This window comes from Neisseria flava (assembly GCF_982712965.1).
Genome location: NZ_CEXQBZ010000040.1, coordinates 1 through 11,397, shown reverse-complemented (window position 1 = coordinate 11,397; position 11,397 = coordinate 1). Strand labels below are relative to the sequence as shown.

The following is an 11,397-nucleotide window of genomic DNA, read 5'->3' as shown; positions in this document are numbered from 1 at the left end:
AATTTCTTTCCGACTACCGTCATTCCCGCCTATGCAGGAATGACGGCGTTGGGGTGTTTGGTGTGGTTTGTTTATAAAAAAGGTCTGAAAATAAGTTTGCGGTTTCAGACGACCTCTTGCCGTGTCAGCAACTTTGTTCCTTCCCCCGTCCGGCGGGGGAAGGTTAGGATGGTGGTGGCTTTGTGGCTTTAGGCAAAATCAAACTGGTGCAGCCCATAGAGCCACCCTCTCCCCAGCCTTCTTCCGCCAGACGGCAGAAGGGGGTTTTTGGCGTGATTTGTTCATAAGAAAAGGTCGTCTGAAAACCTTGAAATCAGGTTTTCAGACGACCTTTTATCTTAGCGTCAGATGTTATTTCTTCAATTCCGCCAAAATCTCATCAACGGTTTTCTTCGCGTCGCCGAAGCACATCACGCTGTTTTCGTTGAAGAACAGTGGGTTTTGTACGCCTGCGTAGCCGGTGTTCATCGAGCGTTTGAAGACGACGACTTCTTTTGCCTTCCACACTTCCAATACGGGCATGCCGGCAATCGGGCTGTTCGGGTCGGTTTGGGCGGCGGGGTTGACGGTGTCGTTCGCGCCGATGACCAGCACTACGTCGGTTTCAGGGAAGTCGTCGTTGATTTCGTCCATTTCCAAAACGATGTCGTAGGGGACTTTGGCTTCGGCAAGCAATACGTTCATATGACCGGGCAGGCGGCCGGCGACGGGGTGGATGCCGAAGCGCACTTCAGTGCCGTTTTTACGCAAAAGCTCGGTGATTTCGGCAACGGGGTATTGCGCCTGCGCCACTGCCATGCCGTAGCCCGGGGTGATGATGACGCTGCTGGCGTTGCGCAGCATCTCGGCGACTTCGGCGGGTTTGGCTTCGCGGTATTCGCCGATTTCTTCGCTGCCTGAGGCTGCGGCGGAGCCGTCGGTACCGAAGCCGCCTGCGATGACGGAGATGAAGGAGCGGTTCATGGCTTTACACATGATGTAGGACAGAATCGCGCCGCTAGAGCCGACGAGTGCGCCGGTGACGATGAGCAGGTCGTTGGAGAGCATGAAGCCTGCCGCTGCGGCTGCCCAGCCGGAGTAGGAGTTCAGCATGGACACGACCACGGGCATATCCGCGCCGCCGATGGAGGCGACCAAGTGCCAGCCGAATGCAAGGGCGATCAGGGTCATCAGGATCAGGATGAAGCCGCTACCGTCAACGGATACGAACACCAGCATCAGGATAAAGGATAAAACCAATGCGGCGAGGTTGAGCTTGTGTTTGGCGGGCAGTTGTAGCGGCGCGCTGCTGATTTTGCCGTTGAGCTTGCCGAACGCGACCAGCGAGCCGGTGAAGGTTACGGCGCCGATGAAGATGCCCAAATAGACTTCGACCAGATGAATGGTGTGCATATCGTGCGACACGTTGCCCGGCTCGATATAGCTGTTGAAGCCGACCAAAACGGCTGCCAAGCCGACGAAGCTGTGCAGAAGTGCAATCAGTTCGGGCATTTCGGTCATTTCTACTTTTTTGGCTTTGTAGATGCCGACGGCGGCGCCGATCAGCATGGCGATGATGATCCAGCCGAGTCCGTGGGTGTTTTCGGAAAACACGGTAACGAACAAGGCGACCGCCATCCCCGCTACGCCGGAATAACAGCCCTGCTTGGCAGTTTCCTGCTTGGACAGCCCCGCCAGCGAGAAGATGAACAGTATCGCGGCTACGATGTACGCCGCTGTAACGAGTCCTGAAGACATGGTGATTCTCCAATTATTTGTGAAAGTAACTGTGTTTTTTAATCGGGTCGTCTGAAAACTGAATTTCGGGTTTTCAGACGACCCTGATACCCTGATGCTTAGTGTTTTTCAAAGACGACTATGACAAATTCCCTTCGCACCAGATTGCCGCTTTTGCTGACCGCCCAATCGCGGCTTCGCTGTTCCCGAATGCAGCGCAACGGCAGGTTTTCCGACAGGGCGCGGATGTCGGCGGCATCATAGAGCGCGAAGCCGTGCGCGGCAAACGGCAGTCTTGCCATAAAGTCTTTTTCGCAGAAATTCAGGCATAGCCGCCCGCCGGATTTCAGCACGCGGCTCAGTTCTGAAAGCACGCTTGGTGCGTCGTCCCAAAAATAGACGGTATTGACGGAAACGATTTTGTCGAAGCTTTCATCGGCAAAAGGCAGCGCGCCGCCGTCGTACAGCCGGTAATCCGCCAGCCCTGCTTCGAGAAACGGGGCATTGAATGCCTGCGCCTGTGCGTGCATCAACGGGGAAATTTCCAAGCCTGTGTAATGCAGGTTTTCTGCCTGCGACAAAATGTAGCCGAGCAGCCCGCCGTTGCCGCAACCCGTTTCTAGGATGCGGTCTCCGTTTTGCAGTTGCACCGCTTCAAACGAACCAAGAATCTGTGTCAGGTTGCGCAGGTTCATCATCTGCCCGAACGCTGTTCCCGCTTCGTCATGCGGACAGCGCAGTTGGGCGGCGGTTTGTTCGGGGGACAGGTTCATAGGGTTCTCCGACTATCGGGGCGGTTGATTCAACGTCGTCTGAAAATCCGGAATGAGGGTTTTCAGACGACCTCTGTATCGGGTTGCCTATTCGCCGCCGAATTGTGCCAAAAATTCTTCTTCGGTCAGCTTGGGCGTGTCGTTTGCCAGTTCGTAATACGGGGCTTTGGCGTCGATGTAAATCTGCTCTTCCAATTTGAAATCGGCGTTGTCGGCAAACAGTCCGGCGAAGACGAAATAGCTGTCGTTCGGTAGGAAATGGTAGAACAGGTGGGTGCCGCAGTTTTTGCAGAACGCGCGTTCCGCCCATTCGGACGAATGGTAGCGGGCGATGTTTTCACTGCCGTCGATTTTCGGCGGTTTGGCGGCAATCAGCGAAAACGTCGCGCCGCTGCCCCAAGTGCGGCACATCCGGCAATGACAGGCGTGGACGTGTTTGTCGTGTTCCACTTCTAAAGATACGTCGCCGCACAGGCATTTTGCTTTCATGGTCGAACTCCTTATATTTGAAAGCTGACTTCTAGTTCGTCTGAAACGGTGTTGTCAAAACTTGCGTCGCTCGTTTTCACGACCCCGCTGTCAGACAGCGGCTACAAACAGCCCGATGGTGCAGACGAATCCGCCCGTCCACATTGCCGAACGCAGGCTCGGTTTGTCTTTCAGATAGCTGAAAATATAAGCGATGCGGAAGGCGATGAACGATACTGCCAAAAGGTTGATGGTCGATTGCGCTGCGTTGCCTGTGGCGTGTGCCACCAAAACAGCGGCGGCAAACGGAGCGAATACTTCAAAACCGTTTTGCTGCGCGGCATTGGCGCGCGCTGATAAGCCTTGCGTGCGAGCGAGGAAATCGCGCGGATTTCGATTGTCCGACGGCTGGAATCCGCCCTGCGCTTTGGCGATGAAGGAACAAAACAGTGGCAGCAGCGATGCGATCAGGATGCACCAATAGGCTAAAGTCATGCTTTACCCTTTCCTAAACATATTCAACATCCGGCGCGTAACGAAGAAGCCGCCGAAGATGTTGATGCTGGCAATCAGGATGGCGATGAAGGCAAGCAGGGTAACGAAGCCGTTGCCTTGGCTGATTTGCAGCAGCGCGCCGACGACGATGATGCCGGAAATGGCGTTGGTCACGGACATCAGCGGGGTATGCAGCGAGTGGCTGACGTTCCAGACGACGTAGTAACCGATGACGCAGGCGAGGACGAACACGATAAAGTGGTTCAAGAATGCTGCGGGAGCAACCGCGCCGACCCACAGTACCAATACGGCGGCGATGACGGCGGGCGCGAGTTTTTTCCACAGGGGAACGGGTTTCGGCTCGGGCTTGACGGCAGGCGCGGCTTTTTCAGACGACGTTTGCTGCGGCTGGGCGGAAACTTGAATCGGCGGAGGCGGGAAGGTGATTTCGCCGTCGCGGGTAACGGTCATGTTGCGGATAATCACGTCTTCAAAATCCAGCGTGATTTCGCCGTCTTTGTTCGGGCTTAACAGCTTGGTCAGGTTCACCAAGTTGGTGGCGTAAAGCTGGGAAGACTGTCCGGCAAGGCGGTTTGCCATGTCGGTGTAGCCGATGATTTTCACGCCGTTGTCGGTTACGAACAATTCGCCCGGTTTGGTGAGTTCGCAGTTACCGCCCGTCGCCGCCGCCAAATCGACGATGACGGAGCCGGATTTCATGCTTTCCACCATTTCTTTGGTAATCAGCTTGGGCGCGGGTTTGCCCGGAATGGCGGCGGTAGTGATGATGATGTCCACTTCTTTCGCCTGTTCGGCAAAGAGCTTCATCTCGGCGACGATAAATTCGTCGCTCATCACTTTGGCGTAGCCGTCGCCGCTGCCGCCTGATTCTTGCGGGAAGTCGAGTTTCAGGAACTTACCGCCCATCGATTCGATTTGTTCCGCCACTTCCAAGCGAGTGTCGAACGCGCGGACCACTGCGCCGAGCGAGTTTGCCGTACCGATCGCCGCCAAACCTGCCACACCGGCACCGATCACCAAAACCTGCGCGGGCGGCACTTTACCGGCGGCGGTGATTTGACCGGTGAAGAAACGGCCGAAGGCGTTGGCGGCTTCAATCACGGCGCGGTAGCCGCTGATGTTTGCCATCGAAGACAAAGCGTCCAAAGCCTGTGCGCGCGAAATACGGGGCACCATGTCCATCGCCAGCGCGTTCACTTTCTTGGCACGCAAGGCTTCGACCAAAGCCTCGTTTTGGCGCGGCCACAAGAAGCTGACGATGGTTTGCCCTTCTTTGAGCAGCGGCAGCTCGCCTTCGGACGGCGCGTTGACTTTGTAAAGCAAAGGGCATGCCCAAACCGTTGCTTTGTCGGCAACGGTCGCGCCTGCTGCTTGATAAGCCGCATCATCCAAACTTGCCGCCAAACCTGCGCCGCTTTCGACAACGGTTTCAAAGCCCAGTTTGCTCAACAGGGCAACGGTGGCAGGCGTACAGGCGACGCGGGTTTCGCCGGATAATGACTCGCGTGGGATACCGATTTTCATCTCTGAATCCTTTTTTGGGTTGTCTGTATATAAATGTTAATATGTTTCATATAATTCCCTTATAGCGAATTTTTTGACGGCTGGCAATAGCTGCGGCGGATGGTTTACTTTTACGGTAAAGGTCGTCTGAAAGCTTATGTTTGCTGCCGTTGATACGGGCTAGGGCTTGCGTTTCGTGTTAAAATCCTGTTTTAACAACATATAAAAGGAACACAATCATGCGCCTGCTCCACACCATGCTGCGCGTCGGCAACCTTGAAAAATCTTTGGATTTTTATCAAAACGTTTTGGGCATGAAGCTCTTGCGCCGCCACGATTACCCGGAAGGCCGTTTCACGCTGGCTTTTGTCGGTTATGGCAGCGAAACTGAAAATACGGTTTTGGAATTGACCCACAACTGGGATACCGAAAGCTATGATTTAGGCAACGCCTACGGCCACATCGCTATCGAAGTGGACGATGCTTATAAAGCTTGCGAACGTGTAAAAGAGATGGGCGGAAAAGTCGTGCGCGAAGCAGGGCCGATGATGCACGGCACGACCGTTATTGCTTTTGTTGAAGATCCCGACGGCTATAAAATCGAGTTTATTCAGAAAAACAGCGGCAATGATTCGGTGAAATACTGATTTTTTGTCAAAAGGTCGTCTGAAACGTTTGGTGAAACCCGCCAAATCTGTTTCAGACGACTTTTATTATATTTATCGGTTCGACCCTTTGACCATATCCATCAAAAACAGGCGGCAGTCTAAGTTGCCGTTGTAAAGCGGGATTTTGCGTTTGGGCGAAAGGCGCATGAATTTCGGCATATCGCGGTCGCCGGTAAACATGCCAGCCAGCCAGCCCGCGTAATGCTGCTTCAGCCACGCGCCCAACTGCGGGTAAAGGGCTTGCAGGGCTTCGACTTCGGCAAGGCGGACGCCGTAAGGCGGATTGGAAATCAAAATGCCGCCCTCTCCGTTCGGACGGGTGTCCTGCGCGTCTTTGACTTCAAAACGGATAAACGTGTCCACTTCGGCAGCTTGGGCGTTGGCAACCGCGGCGCGGATCATATAGCGGTCATTGTCGCTGCCCGAAATCGGGGCAGGCGCGGGGCGGATTTGCGTTTCGGCTTCGTGTTGCAGCTTTTTCCAAAGGGCGGCATCGAAGTTTTTCAGCTTTTCAAACCCGAAACGGCGTATCAAACCGGGCGCGCGGCGGGTGGCAATCCACGCGGCTTCGATGACGATGGTGCCGCTGCCGCAAAACGGGTCTTGGAAAGGCTGCGTGCCGTCATAGCCTGCCAGCAGCAGCAAGCCTGCCGCCAAGTTTTCGCGCACCGGCGCTTCGCCCGTGTCTTGGCGGTAGCCGCGTTTGAACAAGGCTTCGCCGGATGTGTCGATGAAAATTTGAATGTCGCGCTCGTCAATAAAGGCATGGATGCGGATGTCGGGGCGGATTTTGCCGACGCTGGGACGCGCGCTGCAAGCGTCACGGAACACGTCGCATACGGCGTCTTTGATTTTCAGCCCGACGAAATCCAAACTTTTGACTTGGGCGCGCTTGCCTTCTACTTTAACTTTGAAGGTTTGTTCCAAGTCGAACCAATCCGTCCAGCGGATGTTTTTCGCCGCTTTATAAATGTCTTGCTCGCTGCGGTAGCCGCTTTTGGTCAAGCGCAACAGCACTCGGCTTGCGGTGCGCGAATGCAGGTTGATGCGGTACACCTGCTCCATACCGCCTTTGCACGCGACGCCGCCGTCAACGGCGCGGATGTCTTGGCATTTGAGTTGTTCGAGTTCTTGGGATAAAGGGGCTTCAAGACCGCGCGGGCAGGTAACGAAGAGGGAATAAGTGGACATGCGAACCTTTCGGGGTAGGGCGGTTGAACTGAGATTGCGGTGATTATAATGCTTTTCGCAACGGGATTATCGAAAGGTCGTCTGAAAATTGCAGAAAGCGGGCGATATGGCTGTTGAGATAAAGAAGGTCGTCTGAAAACCAATCCCGGTTTTCAGACGACCTTTGCCGTATTTCAAACCGCCAATCAACGCGGATGAACCATATCGGCGGGAACAACCAGTTCGTCAAACTCTTCGCCTGTCAGCAAGCCCAACTCAACGGCGGTTTCGCGCAACGATTTGTCGTTTTTATAGGCGGTTTTGGCGACTTTGGCGGCGTTTTCGTAGCCGATTTTGCGGTTCAGCGCGGTAACGAGCATCAGGGAATGGTGCAGGAAATAGTCGATTTTTTCCGGCACGGGTTCGATGCCGACGGCGCAGTGTTCATCGAAGCTGTTGCATGCGTCGCCCAAGAGGCGGATGGATTGCAAGAGGTTGTAGGCGATGACGGGCATATAGACGTTCAGCTCGAAATTGCCCGACGCGCCCGCCATGCCGATGGTAACGTCGTTGCCGAACACTTGGCAGCACACCATGGTCATCGCTTCGCATTGGGTCGGGTTGACTTTGCCAGGCATGATGGACGAACCCGGCTCGTTTTCGGGGATTTTGATTTCGCCCAAACCGCAGCGCGGGCCGCTTGCCAGCCAGCGGATGTCGTTGGCGATTTTGTTCAGGCTTGCCGCCAGCGTTTTCAATGCGCCCGAAGCGGCAACGGCGGCATCGCGTCCGCCCAAGGCTTCAAATTTGTTCGGCGCGCTGACAAACGGCAGGCCGGACAATTCGGCAAGTTTGGCGGCGGCTTTTTCGGCGTATTCGGGATGGCTGTTCAAGCCCGTACCGACCGCCGTGCCGCCCAAGGCGAGTTCGTATAAACCTTTGAGTGCGTCGTTCAGACGGCCTAAGCCGTGGTCGAGCTGGGAAACGTAGCCGGAAAACTCTTGTCCCAAAGTCAGCGGCGTCGCGTCCTGCAAGTGGGTGCGGCCGATTTTGACGATGGGGGCGAATTCTTTGGCTTTTTTGTCCAAGGTGTCGCGCAGGGCTTTTACCGCCGGAATAAGGTGGCGGTTGATTTCAATCGCAGCGGCGACGTGGATGGCGGTCGGGAACGCGTCGTTGGTCGATTGCGCGTGGTTCACATGGTCGTTGGGATGGACGGGCTGGTACGCCGCCAAACCCGTACCGGCGATTTCGTTGGCGCGGTTTGCCAGCACTTCGTTCATGTTCATATTGGATTGCGTGCCGGAGCCGGTTTGCCATACTACTAAAGGAAACTGCCCGTCGAGCTTGCCGTTCAACACGTCGTCCGCCGCCTGCGTAATCAAATCCGCCTGCTCAGGCTTAATCCTGCCGAGGGAAACATTGGTGGCGGCTGCGGCTTTTTTCACCAGCGCCAAAGCATAAATCAACGGCTGCGGCAGGGTTTCGCCGCCGATTTTGAAATTGTTGCGGCTGCGCTGGGTCTGCGCGCCCCAATAGGCTTCGGACGGGACTTCGACATTGCCCATGGTGTCGTGTTCGGTACGGGTGCTCATTTGTTTCTCCTAAGTTAAATGATAATGCAAATAATTTGCAAGCGTATTATAGCGGGCAGGAGGTCGTCTGAAAAGCGGGGGAGGGAGGTTTGGTAAATAGGGTGGGGCAGTATATTGAACAATAGGGCAGGGTGCGGATTGCGGTATCAAAAAAGATCGTCTGAAAAGCGGAAAATGGCTTTTCAGACGACCTTTGCTTTATTTTTGAAGGCTTATTCGATGTTTTGAACCTGCTCGCGCATTTGCTCGATTAAGACTTTCAGTTCGACTGAAGCCTGCGTGCATTCAGCCGCGATTGCTTTGCTGCCCAGCGTGTTCGCTTCGCGGTTCAGTTCCTGCATCAGGAAGTCCAAGCGTTTGCCCGCGCTGCCTTTGTTTTCCGTAACGATGCGGCGGACTTCGGCGATGTGCGTGCGCAGGCGGCTGAATTCTTCGTCAACATCGGATTTTTGGATAAACAACGCAAATTCCTGCTGCAAGCGGTCGTTGTCGACATTGCCGACCGCCTCCGCCAAACGCGCGTTCACCTTGTCCATATGCGCCTGAAGCAGGCTGGGGAACAGTTCGCTCAAGGCATCCACGATTTCTTCCATGCTGACCAAACGTTGCAACAGATGTTCGCCGAGTTTTTTACCTTCGCGTTTTCGGGCGGCGGCAAATTCTTTCAAAGCCTCATCCAACAGCTCTTGCACGGTTTTCACCAAAGCCTCCGGATCTTCGCTTTGACCTGCCAACACCCCGGGAAAGCGCAATACTTCAGCGACCGTCAGCTTGCCGAAACCGTGTTCCTTGCGCCAAGTTTTGTTCAAATCGGCAAGCTGTTTCACCAATTCTTCATTGGTTTCCAAACTCTGCCCGCCGACCGCCGCGTCCTGCAACTGAATGCGGCATTCCAGTTTGCCGCGTGCGGCTGAAGCCGCAATTTTTTCGCGTAACGCGCCTTCCAGATAGCGCAATTCTTCGGGCATACGGAATTGGACATCCAGATAACGGTGGTTCACCGCGCGGATTTCCAAGTTCACGCGCTTGCCGCCGCATTCGCCTGCGGCATTGGCAAAGCCGGTCATACTGTGGATATGGATGGATTGAGTCATGGTTTTACTCCGTTTCAAAATACGAGTGAAAGTGGAGGGACTATAACACAATATAGAATAAGGTCGTCTGAAAACGATTTCAGACGACCTTAAGCAGCCATCCCGACGAATCCCGTATAATACCGACCACAAATTTTCACCGCTTCCCCAAAGGACAAATCATGAGCAATTACACCCGCACTTCACGCGCTGCCGACAGCCTGCGCGACATCAAAATCACCCCGCACTTTTTGCCGCACGCCGACGGTTCGTGCCTGATTGAATGCGGTAACACCAAAGTTATCTGCACCGCTTCCATCGACGAAAATGTTCCGCCGTTCCTTCGCGGCAAGGAGCAGGGCTGGGTTACCGCCGAATACGGGATGCTGCCTGCGTCCACCGCCTCGCGTATGCGCCGTGAAGCCGCGGCGGGTAAGCAATCGGGCCGTACTCAGGAAATCCAGCGTCTTATCGGGCGTTCGCTTCGCGCCGTCGTAGATATGGAAAAACTGGGCGAACGCCAAATCCTAATTGACTGCGACGTGATTCAGGCTGATGGCGGAACGCGCACCGCGTCTATTACCGGCGCATTCGTCGCACTGCAAATTGCGGTCAACAAGCTGCTTTCAGACGACCTCATCAGCGAAAATCCCATCCGCGAAGCCGTTGCCGCCGTCTCCGCAGGCGTCGTGAACGGTGTACCGCTTTTGGATTTGGATTACCCCGAAGACTCCGGCTGCGACAGCGACGTCAACATCGTTATGACCGTTTCGGGCAAAATCATCGAAATCCAAGGCACGGCGGAAGGCGCACCGTTCAGCTTGGACGAATTGGGCAAACTGATTGCGTTGGCGCAAAAAGGCATTGCCGAGTTGACGGCGCACCAGCAAAACGCATTAAAAATATCCTGCCCTATCGGATAACGGCATTCTGCAAATGATAAAAAGGTCGTCTGAAACCTGAAGTTTCAGACGACCTTTTGGAATCGGACGGTTCGGATTATGCCAATACGCCCAAAATAACGGCGCCTGCTTTGAAGATTGCCGTTGCTTTTTGGCCGGGTACCAGATTCAGCAAATCGCTGCTTTTCATGGTAATGCCCGCGCTCAAAGCCAAGCCATCACCCAAGTCCAAGTCAACGATGCTGTTGACCGAACCGCGTTCGATATGGCTGATGATGCCTGACAATTGGTTACGCGCGGAAAGTTTGATGTTGTCGAGATTGTTGGCAATCAAGATGCTGCCCGCTTTAATCAGCACCACAACGGCCTTGCCTTTTTCCAAGCCGAGGTTGCTGACGCTTTCGCAAGTAACGGCTGCTACGATTTCCTGTCCGGTCGGCAGGGATACGGTTACTTCGCTGTTGACCGCACCGTTGCGGATGTCTTTAACGATGCCGTTGAATTGGTTGCGTGCGCTGATTTGCATAATAGACCTCTTGCGAAAATATTCATCCCATCGCATTAACCAGTCCTGCAATCAGATTTGCCCTTAACCCGAACCGTTTCCGCCTGTTGCGGTAAGGCAGTGACAATATTTTGAATATCTTAAGGTTCCTGTTGATGTGCTCGATGACGGTTCTGAGTTTGCCTAACCGCCTGTTCGCCTCTTTATCCTGTTTGTTCAGCGGATGATGTTTGGATTTCTTTTTCGGGGTCTGTAATCCGGTTTTAGCCAATCCTTGATAACCCCTATCCGCAATGACTATTTTGTAGGGATAAAGCTCTGCAAGGTGCTTCTTGGCTAAACGCATGTCATGCTGAGCACCCATCCCCGTCTGGATGCTGATGATTTTTTCAGTTTCTCTGCCGTATATGACTTGGATTTTAACCGTGTGTCGCTTTTTCTTGCCGCTGTAATACTGCCGCTGTTTTTTTGGGACGTTCAATCGGGCTTTCGGTAACGTCAATGATGA

12 protein-coding genes and 1 pseudogene are annotated in these 11,397 nt (G+C 54.3%); 3 read left to right on the top strand and 10 right to left on the bottom strand.

The window, feature by feature from the left end; all coding sequences use genetic code 11:
* Positions 1-192: hypothetical protein (locus AC5M9B_RS02865; protein WP_487648223.1), on the top strand; the 192-nt coding region annotated here is incomplete at its 5' end.
* 159 nt (positions 193-351) lie between these two features.
* On the opposite strand, the gene pntB is transcribed toward AC5M9B_RS02865, so the two are convergent.
* The 5 genes from pntB to AC5M9B_RS02840 form a co-directional block, all read right to left on the bottom strand.
* Complete coding sequence (gene pntB / locus AC5M9B_RS02860; protein WP_487648222.1) at positions 352-1,737, bottom strand: Re/Si-specific NAD(P)(+) transhydrogenase subunit beta; 1,386 nt, start codon at positions 1,735-1,737, stop codon at positions 352-354.
* Between the two features lie 98 nt (positions 1,738-1,835).
* Positions 1,836-2,489 carry a class I SAM-dependent methyltransferase gene (locus tag AC5M9B_RS02855; RefSeq protein ID WP_487648221.1) on the bottom strand — a complete coding sequence of 218 codons (654 nt, stop codon included), beginning with the start codon at positions 2,487-2,489 and terminating at the stop codon, positions 1,836-1,838.
* Positions 2,490-2,576: 87 nt separating this feature from the next.
* Positions 2,577-2,978, bottom strand: a complete 402-nt coding sequence (locus AC5M9B_RS02850; protein WP_487648220.1) for a GFA family protein — start codon at positions 2,976-2,978, stop codon at positions 2,577-2,579.
* 90 nt (positions 2,979-3,068) lie between these two features.
* Positions 3,069-3,452, bottom strand: a complete 384-nt coding sequence (locus tag AC5M9B_RS02845; protein ID WP_019271356.1) for an MAPEG family protein — start codon at positions 3,450-3,452, stop codon at positions 3,069-3,071.
* A gap of 3 nt (positions 3,453-3,455) precedes the next feature.
* On the bottom strand, positions 3,456-4,997 hold the full coding sequence (locus AC5M9B_RS02840) for a Re/Si-specific NAD(P)(+) transhydrogenase subunit alpha (protein WP_209282752.1): 1,542 nt from the start codon (positions 4,995-4,997) through the stop codon (positions 3,456-3,458).
* A 218-nt stretch (positions 4,998-5,215) separates the two neighbouring features.
* Between AC5M9B_RS02840 and gloA the strand changes: the two genes are divergently transcribed.
* Complete coding sequence (gene gloA / locus AC5M9B_RS02835; RefSeq protein WP_019271354.1) at positions 5,216-5,623, top strand: lactoylglutathione lyase; 408 nt, start codon at positions 5,216-5,218, stop codon at positions 5,621-5,623.
* Positions 5,624-5,695: 72 nt separating this feature from the next.
* Here gloA and AC5M9B_RS02830 read toward each other — a convergent pair whose 3' ends face one another.
* The 3 genes from AC5M9B_RS02830 to AC5M9B_RS02820 all read right to left on the bottom strand — a co-directional run bounded on the left by AC5M9B_RS02830 (position 5,696) and on the right by AC5M9B_RS02820 (position 9,503).
* Positions 5,696-6,835, bottom strand: a complete 1,140-nt coding sequence (locus AC5M9B_RS02830) for a THUMP domain-containing class I SAM-dependent RNA methyltransferase (RefSeq protein ID WP_070656779.1) — start codon at positions 6,833-6,835, stop codon at positions 5,696-5,698.
* A 185-nt stretch (positions 6,836-7,020) separates the two neighbouring features.
* Positions 7,021-8,409 (bottom strand): class II fumarate hydratase, encoded by a 1,389-nt coding sequence (gene fumC / locus AC5M9B_RS02825; protein WP_209282751.1) that lies wholly within the window; start codon positions 8,407-8,409, stop codon positions 7,021-7,023.
* 212 nt (positions 8,410-8,621) lie between these two features.
* Positions 8,622-9,503: a YicC/YloC family endoribonuclease gene (locus AC5M9B_RS02820; RefSeq protein WP_487648219.1), complete on the bottom strand. Its 882-nt coding sequence runs from the start codon at positions 9,501-9,503 to the stop codon at positions 8,622-8,624.
* A 161-nt stretch (positions 9,504-9,664) separates the two neighbouring features.
* Here AC5M9B_RS02820 and rph point away from each other — a divergent pair, with 161 nt between their 5' ends.
* Positions 9,665-10,405 (top strand): ribonuclease PH, encoded by a 741-nt coding sequence (rph, locus tag AC5M9B_RS02815; RefSeq protein ID WP_070440706.1) that lies wholly within the window; start codon positions 9,665-9,667, stop codon positions 10,403-10,405.
* A gap of 76 nt (positions 10,406-10,481) precedes the next feature.
* Here the strand turns inward: rph and AC5M9B_RS02810 are convergent, their stop codons facing one another.
* Both AC5M9B_RS02810 and AC5M9B_RS02805 read right to left on the bottom strand, forming a co-directional pair.
* The gene (locus AC5M9B_RS02810; protein ID WP_039410102.1) at positions 10,482-10,910 is read right to left on the bottom strand and encodes a TOBE domain-containing protein; all 429 of its coding nucleotides are present in this window, start codon (positions 10,908-10,910) and stop codon (positions 10,482-10,484) included.
* A gap of 22 nt (positions 10,911-10,932) precedes the next feature.
* Positions 10,933-11,397 (bottom strand): annotated as a pseudogene (locus AC5M9B_RS02805) (transposase family protein); the annotation flags it as partial.